Origin of the sequence: Desulfobulbus sp. (genome assembly GCF_031547805.1) — a bacterium.
GTDB lineage: Bacteria > Desulfobacterota > Desulfobulbia > Desulfobulbales > Desulfobulbaceae > Desulfobulbus.
In genome coordinates this window covers 112,545-129,460 of record NZ_JAVBRQ010000028.1, presented here as the reverse complement: position 1 = coordinate 129,460, position 16,916 = coordinate 112,545, and the positions used below count along the sequence as shown (strand labels likewise).

15 protein-coding genes and 1 pseudogene are annotated in these 16,916 nt (G+C 65.0%); 4 read left to right on the top strand and 12 right to left on the bottom strand.

Annotation, left to right across the window (positions count from 1 at the left end):
* Positions 1-23: 23 nt before the first annotated feature.
* The 7 genes and pseudogenes from RMR13_RS09930 to RMR13_RS09900 all read right to left on the bottom strand — a co-directional run.
* Positions 24-674 (bottom strand): annotated as a pseudogene (locus RMR13_RS09930) (PEP/pyruvate-binding domain-containing protein); the annotation flags it as partial.
* Complete coding sequence (locus RMR13_RS09925; protein WP_310600472.1) at positions 661-3,276, bottom strand: PEP-utilizing enzyme; 2,616 nt, start codon at positions 3,274-3,276, stop codon at positions 661-663. The gene RMR13_RS09925 and the pseudogene RMR13_RS09930, both read right to left, overlap by 14 nt.
* A 22-nt stretch (positions 3,277-3,298) precedes the next feature.
* Positions 3,299-3,712 carry a response regulator gene (locus RMR13_RS09920; protein WP_310600471.1) on the bottom strand — a complete coding sequence of 138 codons (414 nt, stop codon included), beginning with the start codon at positions 3,710-3,712 and terminating at the stop codon, positions 3,299-3,301.
* Positions 3,713-3,716: 4 nt separating this feature from the next.
* Positions 3,717-6,281 (bottom strand): PEP/pyruvate-binding domain-containing protein, encoded by a 2,565-nt coding sequence (locus RMR13_RS09915; protein WP_310600470.1) that lies wholly within the window; start codon positions 6,279-6,281, stop codon positions 3,717-3,719.
* A gap of 12 nt (positions 6,282-6,293) precedes the next feature.
* Positions 6,294-7,064, bottom strand: coding sequence for a TIGR02186 family protein (locus RMR13_RS09910; protein WP_310600469.1), 771 nt, complete (start codon positions 7,062-7,064; stop codon positions 6,294-6,296).
* Position 7,065: 1 nt separating this feature from the next.
* Complete coding sequence (locus RMR13_RS09905) at positions 7,066-8,001, bottom strand: sulfite exporter TauE/SafE family protein (protein WP_409070281.1); 936 nt, start codon at positions 7,999-8,001, stop codon at positions 7,066-7,068.
* A gap of 1 nt (position 8,002) precedes the next feature.
* Positions 8,003-8,437 (bottom strand): universal stress protein, encoded by a 435-nt coding sequence (locus RMR13_RS09900; protein ID WP_310600467.1) that lies wholly within the window; start codon positions 8,435-8,437, stop codon positions 8,003-8,005.
* A gap of 185 nt (positions 8,438-8,622) precedes the next feature.
* On the opposite strand from RMR13_RS09900, the gene RMR13_RS09895 reads away from it, so the two are divergent.
* Positions 8,623-10,131, top strand: a complete 1,509-nt coding sequence (locus RMR13_RS09895) for a HAMP domain-containing sensor histidine kinase (protein WP_310600466.1) — start codon at positions 8,623-8,625, stop codon at positions 10,129-10,131.
* Between the two features lie 5 nt (positions 10,132-10,136).
* Positions 10,137-11,489 carry a sigma-54 dependent transcriptional regulator gene (locus tag RMR13_RS09890; protein WP_310600465.1) on the top strand — a complete coding sequence of 451 codons (1,353 nt, stop codon included), beginning with the start codon at positions 10,137-10,139 and terminating at the stop codon, positions 11,487-11,489.
* Here RMR13_RS09890 and RMR13_RS09885 read toward each other — a convergent pair.
* A complete protein-coding gene (locus RMR13_RS09885) occupies positions 11,468-12,028 on the bottom strand; it encodes a metal-dependent hydrolase (protein WP_310600464.1) in 561 nt (186 codons plus the stop codon). The genes RMR13_RS09890 and RMR13_RS09885 overlap by 22 nt on opposite strands.
* 235 nt (positions 12,029-12,263) lie before the next feature.
* Here RMR13_RS09885 and RMR13_RS09880 point away from each other — a divergent pair, with 235 nt between their 5' ends.
* Positions 12,264-12,554 carry a hypothetical protein gene (locus tag RMR13_RS09880; protein WP_310600463.1) on the top strand — a complete coding sequence of 97 codons (291 nt, stop codon included), beginning with the start codon at positions 12,264-12,266 and terminating at the stop codon, positions 12,552-12,554.
* A gap of 112 nt (positions 12,555-12,666) precedes the next feature.
* Here RMR13_RS09880 and RMR13_RS09875 read toward each other — a convergent pair whose 3' ends face one another.
* From RMR13_RS09875 to RMR13_RS09860, 4 genes are all read right to left on the bottom strand, one after another.
* Positions 12,667-13,650: a methyltransferase gene (locus RMR13_RS09875; RefSeq protein ID WP_310600462.1), complete on the bottom strand. Its 984-nt coding sequence runs from the start codon at positions 13,648-13,650 to the stop codon at positions 12,667-12,669.
* 60 nt (positions 13,651-13,710) lie between these two features.
* Positions 13,711-14,490 (bottom strand): enoyl-CoA hydratase-related protein, encoded by a 780-nt coding sequence (locus RMR13_RS09870; protein WP_310600461.1) that lies wholly within the window; start codon positions 14,488-14,490, stop codon positions 13,711-13,713.
* 129 nt (positions 14,491-14,619) lie between these two features.
* Positions 14,620-15,063 (bottom strand): DNA-binding protein, encoded by a 444-nt coding sequence (locus tag RMR13_RS09865; RefSeq protein WP_310600460.1) that lies wholly within the window; start codon positions 15,061-15,063, stop codon positions 14,620-14,622.
* A gap of 63 nt (positions 15,064-15,126) precedes the next feature.
* Positions 15,127-15,888 carry an amidohydrolase family protein gene (locus RMR13_RS09860; protein ID WP_310600459.1) on the bottom strand — a complete coding sequence of 254 codons (762 nt, stop codon included), beginning with the start codon at positions 15,886-15,888 and terminating at the stop codon, positions 15,127-15,129.
* Positions 15,889-16,177: 289 nt separating this feature from the next.
* On the opposite strand from RMR13_RS09860, the gene RMR13_RS09855 reads away from it, so the two are divergent.
* Positions 16,178-16,894, top strand: coding sequence for a sulfite exporter TauE/SafE family protein (locus RMR13_RS09855; RefSeq protein ID WP_310600458.1), 717 nt, complete (start codon positions 16,178-16,180; stop codon positions 16,892-16,894).
* Positions 16,895-16,916 lie beyond the last annotated feature (22 nt).

Genomic DNA, 16,916 nt, shown 5'->3' with positions numbered 1-16,916 from the left:
GCCTCTTCCCGCGCCTCCAGCTCTTGGTAGGCTGCGGTCAAGGCTACGGCCATTTCCGACGGCAAGGGCGTCTCCAAGATCAGTCCGCGTATTTTCGCCGCCGCTGCCAGGGAGTGCAGGCGGCCGATCTCGACATCGCGCAGCAGAAAGCGGATGTGCCCGCCCAGCCGGCCGCCGCGGAGAACGTTTTTGCAGGCCCGGACCGTACAGACAAATCCGTCCGGCACCGGCAGGTGCATCTGCCGCAGCCGGGCCAGGTTGATGGCCTTGGCCCCGGCCTGGAGCAGGGCCGTTGCCTCCAGCTCGTCCAGACCGACGCAGGCCCTGCGCGCCAGGGCCGCCTGTCCCAGATTGCGCAGTTCGGCCCGGATCTGCTCGCCCAGCCGGCCGTGGAGGACGTAGAGGTTCTCGTGGCGGCCGTCGGCCAGCAGGTTGAGGCCGTCCACCAGTTCGCTGCTCACCCCGAGCAGGTCGTCGACCGTGGCCCGGATATCGGCCGGTTCGGCCCGGTGCAGCTGGCCGTCGAGGTGGGCGATCAGCTCCAGGGCCTTGCCGTTGTTCTCCAGAAAAATGCGAAAGGCGTGGTAGCGCGCCTTGAGTCCGGCCAGGGCCTTCTGCTCCCGGGCCTGCCGGCGCTGCTTGATCCATCCCCAGACCGCCTCAAGACACTTCATCGCCGGCCTCCCGCAACCCTCGCGCGCCGAAGGGCAAAAGAAAATCGGCGGCAAAGGCGGCAAACCGCTGCGCCGAATCCGCCTCGCTGCGCATGTTGATGTCCTGCTGCCGGGTAAAGGCGGTGAGCGCGCCCAGGGCCAGCAGGGCCGCCCGGAGCAGGTCGGGCTCCATCAGCTTGAGCCGGGCCACCACCAGATCGCCCTTGACGCTGGTCTTGAACTCCATGGCCGCCAGCACCTGGGCGACGAACCGGGCCCGCCGGCCGCGCCGCTCCGGATCGGCCAGGCCGCCGACAAAGCGGAAATAGACGTGATTGCGGCTGGCATCCTCGCCGAGATAGGCGTCGATGACGCTGAAGTGATAGCCCAGGCGTAGGCTGAGGTTGAGGTATTCGCCGCCAACGATGGCCAGGTTGGCTCCCAAGGCGTCGACCGGCGCGGCGAGCAGGCCCATGCTGCGAGGCACGCCGGCCAGGATGTCGCGCAGCCCCAGGCTCGGCACCTCGGGATTGCGGGCGCGGGGATCGGTCAGTCCTTCCAGGAAGGCGGCGAACGGCGCGGACTCGATCCGGTCGGGCCGCAGCCGCAAATCGCTCCCGGGACGAATGCCGCCGCCGACATCCAGGACCCGGATATCCAGCGGCAGGTCCAATTCCAGAAGCCGGGTGCGCAGCGTGTCCAGGCCGGGACGCCGTTCCTGGAAATGGGCCAACTCCTCCACCGCCCGCTCGTGGCAAAAATGGATGATGTCGTGGAAGCTGCGGCAATTTTCAGCGGTACAGTCCGGCAATTGCGGATAAAGCAGGTGAAGCGGCAGAATGAAACGGAGCAGGCGCCGCAGCATTCGGTATTCCCGATCCTGGGGCGTCAGTTCCATGCCCATGGCGTCGAGGCGCAGCATGGCCTCAACGATCCCGCCGTAGATTGTGGTTTCGCCGCCGTCGACCGTGACCTCGGTACCCGGTGGCAGCAGGTCGAGGGCGTCGGGCAGGCCGAAGATCGAGGGCAGCCGCAGTTCGCGGGCCACGGTGGCCAGGTGACCGGCGGCCGAACCGAACTCGGTGACCAGGGCCGCGGCCCGTTGCAGGATCGGGGTCAGGTCGGGCGAGGCGTACCGGGCCACGGCCACTGCTCCGGCTACAAAGGTTTCCGGGTCCGTGGTCTCGTCGACATGGACCACCGGACCGGCGCCCACCCCGGACTGGCCGGTCTGCCCGCCCTGGCACACCGGGACCGCCTCGCCGGATTCGGCGGCGCCCTGACCCGGGCCCGGCTCGAGCCCACAGGCCAGCGGCAACAGTCGGGCGAGGCGGCAGACGCCGTCGCTCCCCAACTGCCACCGAATCTCCAGGGGCGCGCCGAAGAGGCGTTCGAGCAGCATGGCGGTTTCGGCCAAATCGCGCAGCAGGCCCGGTTCGACCAGGGCCGAGCCCCGGCGCAGATGCGGCTGTTCCGCCGAAGCCGCCGAGGCGGGGCGATTGTCGGCAAAGCGGTGCCCGGCCGGCCGGGCCGCGATATGCGACCGGAGCAACTCGAAGGGATGGGTCCGCCGCAGCAGGAAGCAATCGCCCGGCGCCTCCGGAAAGGGCGCGGCCTCAACCATCAGGCCGTCTTCGGCCGCCAAGGGGTTGCCGGGCAGGGGCCGGGTGCGGATCGTGCCCGTGAGCATCGGCGGCGGCTGGGGATGGACGAACAAGGCGCTCTTTGCCGGGTGCGGGCCGGCAGGAGCCGGCGTTTCGCCGACCAGCTGGGCGATCCGCTCCAGCCCGTGCAGCAGCAGCTCGGCCGCGCTGCACTCCCCTTCCCCGTCTTCCTCTTCCGTCCGGTCTGGTCCCGGATCGGCCAGGACCATGCGCTCGGCCACCGCGTCTGCCGGACCGTCCTGACGCACCAGCGAGACCTCCCGCCGGTCCAGATCCAGGCCGAGCAAAAACGCGCCCATCTCCTGCAAGGGACTCTCATCCCCGTCGATCCGGCTGGCCACCACCGCCACCGGCCCGCCGGGCTGGGCCGTTGCCAGCCGCCGCAGCTGCTCGCGCAGAGCGCTTCGCGCCTCCGCCAGCCGCGGGCCCTGGTCGCTGTCGGCTCCGCCGGCATCCGCCAGCTCCAGGGCCCGGATCCCCTCCGCGGTCACGGCCAGGCCGTCCATCGGCACGATCCGGGAAGAAGCGGGCAAGGCCGCCAGGCAGACCAGGTCCATCCCCACTAGGGACTCGTGCTCCCAGCCGATGGCCCGCAGGGGGAGCACCGCCTCGTCGGCCAGGGTGCGGATATTGTCGGCCAGGATGTCGTCGAGCAGGGTGCGGATGTCCTGATAGCGATCGTACAGGCCGACATGGCGGTTGCCGGTCAATGCATTGAGGCTGTAGACCACATGGTGCACCCGGTGGGCGATGTTGCTCACCGAGGATTCGAGAAAGGCGCGGTCGAAGATGTATTCCCCGCCCAGGGCCCGCTCCATCTTCGCCATGTCCTCGAGAATGGCGTTGTTGAGCGAGAGGATGCGCTTGAAATTGTTGAACAGGGCCTGCAGGCGCCAGAAATCGACCTCCTGCCTCGCGGTTCGCCTGTCCGCCCCCAGCCCGCGCCACCACCGCCGCATGCCCGAGACCGCCCCCACCGGCCTATTGTCCGGATTCGGCCGCCGGGCCCCGGCGCCGGTCCTCGATCCGTTTGACGCAATCGAGGATGTCGCGCAGCTTGAACGGCTTGGCGACAAAGTCGAAGGCGCCCTTGCGGTAGGATTCCTTGGCGGTCTCCAGGGTGGCGAAACCGGTGATCACGATCACCTGGGTGGCGGGCGAGGAGGCCTTGGCGCCATTGAGGATCTGGAGGCCGTCCGCCCCCTCCATCTTCAAATCAGTGATGACGAGGTCGAAGACGGCCTCGCCCAACCGGGCCAGGGCCTGGCCGCTGTCGGTGAAGGTCTCGACCGTATGGCCCAGTTTCTGGAAGGCCGGCTTGAGCCGCTTGCAGACGATGGGCTCGTCGTCCAGGATCAATATCCGCAGCGGGGCCGCGGCCTCGTTGGTTACCATCGTCCTACTCTCCAAGACATGCCTGCATCGCTTGCAGGAAAAGTTCCACGTGGTGATCGACGTCGCGGTCGGTGTGCATGCGGGCGTCGAGCTGGCGGGTGTAGCCGACCAGGCCGCCCAGCATTCGCATCCGCCGCGCCATGCGCTGCTGCGAGAGTTTTTTCAGGCGGCCCACCACCAGGTCGCCATGGATTTCCACCAGAAAATCGTAGTGGGCCAGCACCCTGGCAATGAAGGCCGCCCGCCGCGAACGGCGGATGAACTCGGTCACCCCGCCAAGAAAACGGAAATAGATGTAGTTGTCGTTGATCTTCTCCGCGATGTAGGCGTCGACGATGGTGAAATGGTAGCCCAGCCGCATGTTGATGTTCATGTAGTGGTCCAGCACCACCACCAGGTTCCGGCCGATCTCCTCGGGCCGGGCCATGGAGGCGGAAAAGGTGCGAGTGAAGCTCGACATGAAGCTGCCCAGGTCCACGGCCACCGGCTCGGTGCACCACATGCCCATCCCGCCCATGCCCTCCAGCAGCTCCTTGAGCGGCAGGCAGACGACCTGCTCCGGGCCGATGGCCGGCGATTCCGGCGGACAGGTGGTGCCCCCGCCGCCGTCGATAACCATCAGGCCCAACGGCAGCTCGGTGGCCAGCCGCTTGGGCGCGGACAGCGAGCGCGCACCCTGCTTTTCGCTGAGATGGATCAGCTCCTCCACCGCCTTTTCGTGGATGTAGCGGGTGATGTCGTGGTAGCTGCGGCAGGCGGCCGGCGTAAAGTCCTCGCCCTGGGGATCGAGCAGGTGCAGCGGACTGATCAGCTTGAGCAGCCGGCCCAGCAGCCGATACTCGTAGGAATCCTCGAACACCTCCTCCTCGATCAACTCGAAGCGATCCAAGGCACCGATGTTGCCACGATACACGATATTCTGGGTGGCATCCAAGGTGATTTCGTCGCCGGTTTTCAACAGGGCGGTGGCGATTTCGGCGTTGACCACGGTCGGCACCCGGTACTCGCGGGACAAAGTGGCCATGTGGCCGGTGGGCGAGCCGACATCGGTGATGATTCCCTGGGCAATGGGCATGACCGCCGAATAGCGCGGAGAGGTGTAGCGCGACAGGAGAATGGCGCCGTGGGGGAAGGCGGCCAGGTCGCGGTCGTTCTCCACCAGAAAGACCTTGCCCACCGCGATGCCCTGCTGGGCGACGAATCCTCGGCCGGAAAAGACGATCTCGGCGTCGCGGGTGGCCTCGGTGATACCCTGGCCGGCATCGGCCTCCACATGGATGCGCAGCGGCCGGGACTGGAGGATGACCAGCCGCCCGTCCCGGTCGAAGGTCCACTCGATTTCCTGGGGCCGCTTGTAATAGCGCTCGATGCTCATGGCCGCCCGGGCCAGCTCCTCCATCTGCGCGGGGTTCATGCTGGCGGTTTTTTGGAGAACAACGGGCAATTCCTGCCACGTTGTGCCGCCGTCCTCGGCCGGGACCAGTTGCCGGGGCTTGTCGGCCACGGCCAGGCTGAGCGGCGAATACGGCGGCCGGCGGTCGAGCAGGATGGTGTCGGCGGAGGCATCGCCCTGCACCACCGGGGCGCAGAGGCCCCAGACCGCGTTGACCAGCATGGCGCCCTCGGCGGCCTGCGGGGCATAGGTGTGGAGCACGCCGCTGACCAGCCCCTGGATCATCGCCTGGCAGCCCACGGCCATGGCGGTCTCGTTTTCGAGAAAACCCTTGGCCAGGCGGTAGCGCCAGGCCTCGATGCCGTAGGCGCTGGCCACTACCTGCAGGTAAGCATCGATGAGTTCGTCCCGGCCGAGGTTGAGGATCGATCGGTACTGTCCGGCAAAACTGCTGCTGCCGTCCTCGCCCCAGGCGCTGCTGCGCAAGGCCACCTTGAGCTTCCGGTTCCGCTGCCGTTTGGCCAGGGCATCGAAGGCCGCGAGGATGTGCTGGCTGAGCCGGCGCGGCATGGCGGCGGCCAGGATGCGTTGCTGCATCTCCTCCGACAACTGGCGCAGATCGTCCAGGGCCTGCTCCTGCCAGAGGCGGGCGGCGGTTTCGGTCCGGTCGAACAGGTTGTTGCGCTGGAAAAAATCGAAAAAAGTGCGGGTGGTGATGACAAAGCCGTCCGGGACGGGCAGCTCCAACCGCCTGCGGATCTCGCCCAAGGTGGCCATCTTGGCCCCGGCCAGCTCGCTCTGTTCGTACCCGATCTCGGTCAGTTCGGCCACCGGCCCGCCGCCGGTGAGGATGTGGTGGCCGGCCAGTTCCTCCTGGATGGCATAGCGAATCCGCTCGAAGGCCACGAACAGGTCGGCGTTCTGGTGCTGGTTGAGGATGGAGTAGTCGGAGATCAGCTTGAAGACCTGATCCCCGAGTTTCTCCGCGGCCTCGGCGATATAGTGGCCGTCGAAGATATACTCGCCTCCCAGCTTGTCCCCCATGTCCGCCATCAGTTCCAGGATGAGGTTGTTGCGCTCGAGGATGCTCTGGAATTTCTTGAAGAGCACCGTGAACGGCAACGCCTCGCTGGGAGGCCGCCAGAAGGCGAGCCGTTGTGCCAGGCGATTGGCCATGGTCGCACCCGATCAGTGACCTTTCCTGCTTTGGCAGACCAGCCCGATCGCCAGGCCGCTGAAAATGGCGACCACCGTGGCCATGACCCCGTAGAGCGCGCTTTTTTGGGAAGCCAGCTCGCTCAGCCATTTGGGGAAGCCGGTCAGGGCGGCCTCGATCACGGTCTGCGACTGCTCGACCACGGCCCCGTTTTTCAGGGCAATGGCCTCCACCCGGTATTCCCCCGGTTTCAGCGAGGGCGGCACCTTGATGTGGGCAACGAACCGCTGGGTGTCGCCCGTGGCCGCGCTTAGGGATATGCCTTCGGCGCTTTCCCGATACAACCCCTCATGCGCCTTCAGCAGCAGGAGTTGGTGAGGGATGTCGATCGAATCGTCCGTGCCCTCCTGCTTGACGCCAATGGTCCCGACCAGGGATTCGAGCCGGTAGGACACGGCCCCCGCGCCCATCTGCGACAGCGGCCGGGAACCGTCGACCAGGTACACGCTGGGGACATTGGTGGCGACCACCTTGCCGACATTCATCCACAACAGGCCGAAGACCTTGCCTTTTTCGCGCAGGTGCAACTCGTCCGGGGTGCCGGTCAGACGGACGATCACATCCGCCCCGGCGGGAACGCCGCCGGCCACGGTGAGATCGACGCCGTTGTACTGCGCCCCCATGACGATGGCCGGCGGGCTGAGGCTCAGGGCGTCGGTGGCGGCCATGGTCGGGCCGGGCGCGGCCAGGACCAGCACGGCCAGGACCAGCCGTCCGCAGCAAGCAATCAGGTTCGCGTGCATGTCAGTGTCCTCCGGCATAGGTCAACAGGATGTCCGGCCGGGCCAGCAGGTCGTAGAGCATCTTCACCATGACGACGAGCACCAGCGAGGCCAGCAGGATCTTGAGGTGTTCGCCGCCCAGCTTCTTGCCGATCTTGGCCCCGGCCTGGGCGCCGAGGGCCGAACCGAGCAGGAGCAGGAGGGCGAGGACGAAATCCACGGTGTGATTTTTCGCCGCCTGCATCACGGTGACGTTCATGCAGGTGAAGAGGATCTGGAAGAGCGAGGTGCCGACCACCACGTGCATCGGCATGCGCAGCAGGTAGACCATCACCGGCACCATGATGAAGCCGCCGCCGACCCCCATGATCGCGGACAGGACACCGACCAGCGCCCCGAGCAGGAAGGGCATCAGCACCGACAGTTGGATGCCGGAACGCTTGAAATCGACCTGGAACGGCATCAGTCGGATCGTTTTGGCGTAGAGCGATTCCTTCGGCGGCGCCCCGCTCGGGGTCTTCCTGGCGGTCTTGCGCATGGCCTGCAGGCTCTCGAGGAACATGTAGCCGCCGACGAATCCCAGCATCAGCACGTAGGTGACGCTGATCAGAAAATCGGCGTTGCCCATCCGCCGCAACAGGGCGATGATCTGCACCCCCAGGGTGCCGCCGACAACGCCGCCGATCAGGAGCAGCAGCCCCATCTTGATGTCCACGTTGCCCTGGCGGAAATGGGCCAGGGTACCCGAGGTCGAGGCGCCGACGATCTGGTTGGAGTCCGAGGCGGCGGCCACGGTCGGGGGAATGCCGAGCATGATCAGCAGCGGGGTCATGAGAAAGCCGCCGCCGACGCCGAAGATGCCCGACAGCAGGCCGACCACGCCGCCCAGGCCGAAGATGGCCAGGCAGTTGACGCTGGCTCCGGCGATGGGCAGGTATAAATTCATTGAAAGGCTCATGTCATCCTCTTGGGTATGCAACTAGGGTTTTCATTGGCGCCACCACTTCCAGCTTGCACGTCAACCGGTGCCGGAGGGCTCGCAGCGCGACAGCATCCCTCGCCGCCGAGCGGGCGTCCTTGCCTCGGGTCTCGTGGACCAACAGCGCGATCTTGTGATGGTTGACGAAATTGATCACCTCATCTTCGTAGTGGCCCTCCGTCATGAAATAGTTGATGGCGAGCCCCTCGGCCTTGGCGGCCGCCAAATGCAGCTCCAGTCGCTTTTTGACCGATTGCCAGCCGCCCTTGTCCGTGGCCCGTTCCCGGCCCGGTGCCGTCGGCATGACCAACAGCACGTACACCAGCACCTGAACGCGCTTGGCCAGGGAACAGGCATGGGAAAGCGCCTCCCATGCCCCGTGCCTGCCGTCGATTGCCACCAAGATCCTTTCCATTGCGTTCCTCGTTTACGGTCAAGGAAAGCAAACCGGATGCCAATAAAATTACCTTAGAATTATCGGCATGTTATCCTTTAGACGGTGCCAGCGGCAGGTCATTGATATTTCATTTTGAAACCAAGTCGTGTACGCTTGCCGACAATTGTTTCAAAATGAAAAAGACGGGGCGAACAGGAGGGAGCATGGCAACGGAGATGGGCGCACTGGCGCGGCAGGCGGTGCAAGCGGGGTGGCGGCTGGTCAATCCCGGATCGATCAAGGGCAAGATTCTCACCGTGTTCTCGGCGGCCTTTCTCTCGATCATGGCTTTGAGCGCGCTCAACCTGTGGAACATCGGCACCCTCAAGGAGCGGCTGCTGCTCGGCGAACGTTACGACGATTTGCTCAACAACATTCTCGAGGCCCGGCGCTTCGAGAAGAATTTTTTCATCTACGGCGACCGCGGGAGCCTGCAGGAAAGCAAGGAATACCTGGACCGGATCGATGCCCTGGCCGCCGATCTTTCCCCGGACCTCACCCGGCTGGTGGGCCGCGAATCGTTTGCGGCCTTCGTCGGCAAGCTGGCGGATTACCGCGCCACCATGGAACGCCTGGGCGCCGGCAACGGCAATTCGCCGGACCAATTGCGCGCCCTCGGCAAGCAGCTCACCGGCGAGGCCGACCGCTTCCGCGAGATCAAACGCGCCCGCATCCACGCCGCCATCCTGCGCATCTCCGCCCTGCCCTTCGCCTTCCTGCTCATCTTCCTGGCCCTGATGCTGCCCGTGGTTCTGCTCATCTCCCGGGGATTGTTGCGCCCGTTAAGCGTGATCACCGGCACCACCCGCGCGGTGGGTCGGGGCGATTTCAGCCCGATCCACTACGACGGCGTCCGCCTGGAGGAGATTTCCGGCCTGATCGGGGCCTTCAACCGGATGGCCAAGGAGCTGGAAATCCACCAGGAAGACCTGGTCCAGGCCCGCAAGATCGCGGCCATCGGCACCTTTACCGCCGGCATCGCCCATGAACTGAACAACCCGATCAACAACATCGTCCTCACCGCCGACAGCCTCAAGGAGGAACTGGAGGGCACAACCGGGCCGGAAAACATGGAGATGCTGGCCGACATCCTCACCCAGGCCGAACGGGCGGCGGGCATCGTCAAGAACCTGCTCGACTTCAGCCGCACCGAGACACCGACGTTCAGCGAACTTGCGCCGGAGCGAATCGTCGCCAGCAGCATCGATCTGGTCAAAAACCAGTTCAAGACCGAGGGGATGCAATTTGAAACATCGATCGTTCCCGGCCTGCCGCCCATCCGCGGCAACTTGGCCAATCTCCAGCAGGTGTTCACCAACCTCCTGCTCAACGCCATCCAGGCCTCGCCCCAAGGCGGAACCATCCGCCTGCGGGTGGAGCATGCCGACCGGCCGGGCTTCCTCAGCTTCGCGGTGCAGGATAACGGCAAGGGTATCCCCAAGGAGATACAGCATAAAATCTTCGAGCCCTTCTTCACGACCAAGGAGGTCGGCAAGGGCACCGGCCTGGGGCTGGCGGTGAGTTACTCGATTGTCAAACGCCACGGCGGCACCATCGCGGTGGGCGGCGAGCCGGGGTGCGGCGCCACCTTTACCGTTCTCCTGCCCCATGTGGCCCGCATGCCCCATGAGGCGCACAATTCCTGCAACGACCTGCCCGGGGGGATCGGATGAACAGTATGAACAAGCTGCGACTGGCGATTGTCGACGACGAGGAGATTGTCTGCCGCCGCCTGGGCCAGGCTCTGGCCAAGGAAGGGTTTGCGATCGAGGCCTTCATCATCGGACGTTCCTTTTTGGAACGGATGATGCAAGATCCTTTTGATATCGTGCTGTTGGATTTGCGGCTGCCGGATATCGACGGCCTGGAGATCCTCCGGCGCGTCAAGGCCTTGAGCGCCGAGACCGAGGTGATCATCGTCACCGGCTCCAAGAGCGTGGAAAGCGCGGTCGAGGCCATCCGCGGCGGCGCCTTCCACTACGTGGTCAAGCCGGTCAACCTGGCCGAGATCAGGCTCATGATGCAAAGCGTGCGGGAAAAGATCGCCATGCGCCGGGAGAACCGGCGCCTGCGCGAGGCGCTCAAGGGTGAGGCGGGCCTGAGCGCGATTGTCGGCAACAGCCAGGCGATCCAGGAGCTGTTCGCCCTGATCCGCAAGGTGGCGCCGGTGGACTGCAACGTGCTCGTCCAGGGCGGCAGCGGCACGGGCAAGGCCCTGGTGGCCAGGGCCATTCATCAGCTGAGCCCGAAAAAGGACCAGCCATTCGTGGCCTTCAACTGCGGCGGCTTCACCGACGAGCTGATCAACAGCGAGTTGTTCGGCTACGAGCGCGGCGCCTTCACCGGCGCCACCGCCACCAAGGTGGGCCTGCTGGAGGCCGCCGGCGGCGGCACGGTTTTCCTCGACGAAATCGGCGAGATGCCGCTGGCGATGCAGGTGAAGCTGCTCCACGTGATCCAGGAACGGAAAATCCTGCGGGTCGGCGGCACCAAGCCGATCGAGCTGGACATCCGCATCATCGCCGCCACCAACAAGGAGCTCAAGCACGAGGTGGAAGTGGGCACCTTCCGCGAGGACCTCTACTTCCGCCTCAACGTGGTCACCATCCATCTGCCCATGCTGGCCCAGAGACGGGAGGATATCCCGCTCCTGGTCCGGTTCTTCATCGAGAAATACAGCCTGGCCTTCCACAAACAGGTTGGCGGCATCCAGCCGCAGGCCCTGGATATCCTGTGCAATTACAGCTTTCCCGGCAATGTTCGCGAGTTGGAGAATATTGTCGAGCGGGCCGTGGCCCTGACCGACGGCAACGAAATCGGCCCCCAGGACCTGCCCGGCGATCTCCAGGACCTGGAATTCGACACCCTGGAAGGCGACGGCCTGCTGACTCTGGAAGCGATGGAACGGCGCTATATCGCCAAGGTCTTGGCCAGCACCAACTACAACAAGGGCATCACCGCCCAGATCCTCGACATCCCCCGCACCACCCTCTGGCGCAAGATCAAGGCCTACGGCCTGGAGGAGCGGTGATTCGAGACGAAACAGCAGATGAGCCGGCGGCCGCCGAGCAGGAGGGTACCGAGCGCGGCCGACGGCATCCAGACGCAATACAACTCGGACAGCAGCACGGCGATGCCTCGGTCGGACATGAAGCGGGTGATGCTCAAGGGGCTGACCTCGATCACCTGGTACGGCGCGAAGAAACGATGGCCCGAGAAGGGCCAGAGCAGGGCCACCCCTTTGCCGCCGGTGGTGCAGGCGTCCAAGAGGCTGTGCGAGACGAGCGCGAACAGCAAAAACCAGAAGCTTGTTGCCCAGGGCACCCGGAATGAGCGCAGGATGGTCGCGGCGATCAGCGCGACCGCCAGGGCGAAGACGATGGAGTGGCTGAAGCCCCGATGTCCCAGGTCGGCGGCGTAGGCGATGCCCAGCTTGAAGCCGACCACGTCGAGGTCGGGCAGCACGGAGGCCGCCACGCCGCAGGCGAGCAGCGGTCCGGGCACGATGCGGCGGCCGAGCCCGAGGCCGACGGCCAAGGGAATTGCCAGGTGGGTGATCACGGTAGGCATATCGCTATCCCGAAAGAAATTCGGAGGGAAAACAGGCGCGGGACGTTACCGAAAAACGCGGCGGAAGGCAAGGAATTCATCATTCGTAGCGGGTGGCGGGATAGCATGGACATCGGCAGCCAGGCCCCGGAATCGGCGGACCGGGCGCACGGAGGCGACAAACGCCATTTGGTGCTTAAAGTAAGGGAACAACCCACTCAACCTGTCCCTTTCTTCCCTTGCAGGAGGTGCTGGCATGGAAACATTCGAGAAATCCGATCTTGCCTATGAATATGACTGGTCTCGGTACGAACGGGACGATTCCCGCATATCCGGCCCGCCGGACGCCACCGCGTTCAACAGAAAAGAAGGCCGGGAAATGCTGTATCTCATCAATCAACTGACCAGCCACCTGGCATACGGGGTGGACGGTTTCGGCAACAGGATGGAAAAACTGCTCCACGACCACCTACCTGTGGAAATCGCCAACCAGCAGGAGGCGATCCGCTGGCTCAGAACCCACTGGAGGAGTTTTTCGGTTCATTAAGGCCCGACTGTCTTCCCGAATGCAATCGCCTTGAAACGGCTGGGGACGGAGAACAAATCACGCCATGCAACAGGTAGGGATTCCATTCCCGGCCGATCCGCGCCAATCCCCCTCACCGTTTCCCCACCAGGATGCCGGCACCGTTGGGCAGGTCGACCGGTACCCGAACCACCTCCCGCAGCCCGGCCTGCCGCATCATTTGTCCCAGTTCCCCCTGGCTGTATGCCTGCCCGTCCGGAGTGCCAATCAGCATGTTCAGCGAAAACAGGGTGGAATGAAGCGGCGAGGTCCGGGTGTCGTCCAAGATGAACTCCTGGACGAACAACACGCCGCCTTCGCCGAGGGCCTGGGCCGCCTTGGCGACAATAGCCGCGCCGGCCTCCGGTCCCTCGCTGTGCAAAAGATGGGAGATCCACACCGCGTCGAAACCGCTGCCGAGGGAATCGGCCTCGGCGTCGCCGCCGACAAAGCGGACGCGCCCGGCCAGATCGAACCGGTCGATGGTCTGCTCGGCCAGGGGACGGGTGGTGGGCAGGTCGAACACCACCGCGTTCAGTTCCGGATTGCGCAGGCAAAAATGGATGGCATAGGTGCCGGGCCCGCCGGCCAGGTCGAGCAGCCGGCGGCGCCCGCTCAGGTCGATGGCGGCGGCGACGCGCGGCGCCAGCTGCATCGCCAGGTTGAACATGCCGAGCAGGAAGCTCTCGCGCTCGGCCACGTCGGTCTGGTGGGAGGAACGCTTGCGAACCGGCCCGCCGCTGCGCACCGCCTCGTCCAGCTTGCTCCAGCCCTCGACCAGATGATGATGGTGCAGGATGATGTGCCCCAGGTAGGCGGGAGACTGCCGGGCCAGATGCTCGGCGCTGAACGGGGTGGCGGCAAAGCGGTCGTCCTCCTTGATCAGCAGCTCCATGGCCACCAGGGCATGCAACAGCATGGCCAAGGCTCGGCTGTCGACCCGGAGCTGCCGGGCGAGTTCGGCCGCGGTCATGGGCGTGGTCGCCAACGGGCTGAAGACGTCCAGTTCGACCCCGGCGTGCAGGGTGCAAGGTTTCCAGTAACCGCTGGCCAGGGAGAGGAGTTCGGGGATGTTCATGGCTGATGATTCCTGTCGTGGTTGATTGATTGCATGTTGCAAGCATTGCCCGGCATACGGTCACCGCTCCTGCCAGCGAGGGTTGCGTTTTTCGAAAAAGGCCTGCACCCCTTCCTTGGCGTCCTGGGTGGTGCAGAGCCGGGCAAAAGCCTCGTTCATCAGGTCGAACTGGCGTTCGTAGGGCAAATCCTCCGAGGCATAGAACCCTTTCTTGGCGATCTGGATGGCCAGCGGGCTCTTCCTGGCCAGGAGCTCGGCCCAGGTTTTGGTTTCGGCCTCCAGCGCCTCCTTCTCCACCACCCGGTTGAGCAGGCCCATGGCCTGGGCCTCCGGCGCCTTGATCAACTCGCCGAACAGCAGCAGCTCAAGGGCCTTTTTCCGCCCCACGCACCGGGCCACCGGAATGACCGGTCCGACGCAGTTGAGGCCGACATTGATCGCGGTCAGGCCCATCTTGCTGTTGCCGGCGGCGATCGCCAGGTCGGCGGCGGCAACCAGCCCCATGCCGTTGGCCACGGCCACGCCGTGCACCTGGGCGATCACCGGCTTTTTCATCCGGGCGACGGCCAGCAGCGGCTGCTCCATGTGCTCGATCCATTGCCGGTATTCCATGGCGCTCTTGTCGGCCAGCTCGTTGATGTCGATCCCGGCGCAAAACGCCTTGCCCGCCCCCTTGATCACCACCACCCGCACCGCGGGATCGGCGTCCATGGTCAGCAGCGCCGAAGCCAGTTCCCCGGCCATCAGGCTGTTGAAGGTGTTCAGCTCGTCCGGCCGGTTGAGGGTGATGGTGCCGACCAATCGTTCGCTCACCTCCACGATTACGTGCGTGTATGCCATGTGCCGCCTCCTGTTCGATGTTTTTTCGTTGCCGGCTTTTGTCCGGCCGGGCACGGCTGACGCCCGAATTCCGGCAAAGCCCATCCTGTCGCCCCCATGGCCGCTGCACGCTGCGGCCGGCCGCGCCCGCTAGGGTTGCAGCAGCTTCAGGCCCAGGGGATATTCGAGCGCGCGCCGGGCGGAGCAGTCCGCCAGTTCGTGCACGATCACTTCCAGCACCTGCCAAGTCTTGACTCCGGCGCGGATGCAGCCGGTGACGGTCTCGCCTTCCCGGCCGCAGGCCATGTGCATGTGCACCAGCGGCACCCCGTCCTCATCGCAAAACAGGGTACCGACCCCGGCCACCTCATGGGCGTGATCCAGCTCCCGCTGCATCGGTTGCAGGGGCAGGCCGCGATCCTCCTTCGGCCCGACCACCAGCCGGCTGCCGTGGTCGACGCCGCCGACCGCGATCAGCGAAGCAGCCGCGATTCCCTGCTCCTGGGCAAAGCGCTCGATGGTTTCATGGACCATGTCGCCGTCCTCCAAACGGAGCACGAACACCCTGCCCGGCCGGGCTTCCGAATATCGCATTCTCTTACCTCGCCAATACTGTTCTATACTGTTCGTCTGTTCCGGTTTTGCCGCCGCAACCGTTCACCGATCGGTCACCGCAGCAAGCAGTCGGAGAATATTGCCGCCCACCACCTGAGCGTACTCATCGGCCGACAGATCCAACCGCTGGATCTTACGCAACTCCTGCGCCGGGGTGCCGAACGGGAAATCGCTGCCGAACAGCAGCTTGCCGGCGCCGTAGCGTTCGACGAAATGGCGCATGTCCACGGTCGAGGCCAGGGCCGAATCGGCATAGACGTTGGCGCGCCGCCAGATGCCGGCGTTCTCCAAGGCCCGGTAGGAGCCGTTGAGGCCGCCGAGGTGAGGGATGACGATCACCGCCTCCGGCGCCAGCTGCTCGATGAACCGAAGGGTGTTGGCGTAGCTTTCCTCGAGCACCACCGGCAGGCGCCGCCGGGTGATGGCCTCGAGCATGACCGCGCAGCGGGGATCGTCGTAATGGTATTCGGGCTCGCAGGAGTGGCGGTGCCACTTGATGCCGCGATAGGGGTGGCGCAGTTCGTCGACGGCGAAATCGTTCCAGACGAACAGGTACGGATAGATGGAGGCGCTCTGTTCGGCCAGATCGAGCAGGTAGCGGTTGGCCGCCCTTCGAGTCCGTTGCCAGGCGTCGTTGTCCTGGAAATGGTAATCGTCACGGTCGTAGATGTCCTCCACCGGGGCGAACAGGCAGGCCTCGGCAATGCCAGCCTGCGCCAGCAGGGGCGCGATGCGCTCGAAAGGAAGGTCCGAATGCTGTACCCCGCAGTGGATATGGCTGTCGACAATCCGTGGCGTGCCCATGGCGTTCCTCCTTGCGCGAGCGGACCGGGCCCTCGGTTGAGGTTTTCTTTTTTCTGCCTATCCGAACCGCCGGGGCCCGGGGTACAAAAAAAACGCGCAATGCAAAAAAAGTTGACCGATTGGGACTAGTGCTTGAACTCCGTCCGGGTTTCCTTTTATACTGCGTGCTTCCGCAGGCAACGCCCCTCGCGCCGGATTCCGGGGAGCGCGGCCGCCGCACGTGCAGCGGCGCTCCTGCTCACCGCGAAACCTTCATCCGGCCCGCGCCGACCAGGGCACCTGTTGCTTCATGATCGTTCTTGCTCTTTCCTGCCTCATTTTCTTCGTCTCCGGCCTGATCCAAGGCCTGACCGGATTCGGCGGCGGCCTGGTGGCCATCCCCCTGCTCTGCCTGATCATGGATGCCAAGCTGGCCGTGCCCCTGGCCATTCTCAACGGCACGATCATCGCCACCTCCATGACCATCGGCCTGCGCCGGACCATGGAGCGCCGCAAGATCCTGCCCATGCTCATCGGTTCCCTGCCCGGCGTCCTGGCCGGCACCTTCCTGCTCAAGGTGGCCGACCCGGTCGGGATCAACCGGGCGATGGGTATCATGCTGATCGCCATCAGTGCGATCAACCTCACCTTCAAGCCCCGGCCCCTCAACCCGCATGTTTTCTGGGGCTATACCGCCGGATTCTTCTCCGGAGCGATCTCCGCCTCGGTGGGTGCGGGCGGGCCGCCGGTGATCCTCTACGCCACCTCCACCGATTGGAAAAAGAACGAGATCAAGGCCACGCTCACCGGTTTTTTCATGCTCAACAGCTACATCACCGTGGCGGTGCATGCCTTTAGCGGGGTGATTACCCGCGACATCCTCATCTCCTTTGCCTTGACCCTGGGCTTCGTGCTCCTGGGCACCCAGGCCGGCTCCGCCCTCAGCGGCCGGATCAACCGCCAGGGCTACCTGCAAATCATCTACCTGCTCTTGATCGTGCTGGGCGCGGTGATGCTGATCCGGTAATCCGGGGCGGCCGCCGCCCTCC

Coding starts and splice junctions, on each gene's coding strand:
- RMR13_RS09925 (WP_310600472.1), bottom strand. CDS start 3,276: ATGCGGCGGTGGTGGCGCGGGCTGGGGGCGGACAGGCGAACCGCGAGG.
- RMR13_RS09920 (WP_310600471.1), bottom strand. CDS start 3,712: ATGGTAACCAACGAGGCCGCGGCCCCGCTGCGGATATTGATCCTGGAC.
- RMR13_RS09915 (WP_310600470.1), bottom strand. CDS start 6,281: ATGGCCAATCGCCTGGCACAACGGCTCGCCTTCTGGCGGCCTCCCAGC.
- RMR13_RS09910 (WP_310600469.1), bottom strand. CDS start 7,064: ATGCACGCGAACCTGATTGCTTGCTGCGGACGGCTGGTCCTGGCCGTG.
- RMR13_RS09905 (WP_409070281.1), bottom strand. CDS start 8,001: ATGAGCCTTTCAATGAATTTATACCTGCCCATCGCCGGAGCCAGCGTC.
- RMR13_RS09900 (WP_310600467.1), bottom strand. CDS start 8,437: ATGGAAAGGATCTTGGTGGCAATCGACGGCAGGCACGGGGCATGGGAG.
- RMR13_RS09895 (WP_310600466.1), top strand. CDS start 8,623: ATGGCAACGGAGATGGGCGCACTGGCGCGGCAGGCGGTGCAAGCGGGG.
- RMR13_RS09890 (WP_310600465.1), top strand. CDS start 10,137: ATGAACAAGCTGCGACTGGCGATTGTCGACGACGAGGAGATTGTCTGC.
- RMR13_RS09885 (WP_310600464.1), bottom strand. CDS start 12,028: ATGCCTACCGTGATCACCCACCTGGCAATTCCCTTGGCCGTCGGCCTC.
- RMR13_RS09880 (WP_310600463.1), top strand. CDS start 12,264: ATGGAAACATTCGAGAAATCCGATCTTGCCTATGAATATGACTGGTCT.
- RMR13_RS09875 (WP_310600462.1), bottom strand. CDS start 13,650: ATGAACATCCCCGAACTCCTCTCCCTGGCCAGCGGTTACTGGAAACCT.
- RMR13_RS09870 (WP_310600461.1), bottom strand. CDS start 14,490: ATGGCATACACGCACGTAATCGTGGAGGTGAGCGAACGATTGGTCGGC.
- RMR13_RS09865 (WP_310600460.1), bottom strand. CDS start 15,063: ATGCGATATTCGGAAGCCCGGCCGGGCAGGGTGTTCGTGCTCCGTTTG.
- RMR13_RS09860 (WP_310600459.1), bottom strand. CDS start 15,888: ATGGGCACGCCACGGATTGTCGACAGCCATATCCACTGCGGGGTACAG.
- RMR13_RS09855 (WP_310600458.1), top strand. CDS start 16,178: ATGATCGTTCTTGCTCTTTCCTGCCTCATTTTCTTCGTCTCCGGCCTG.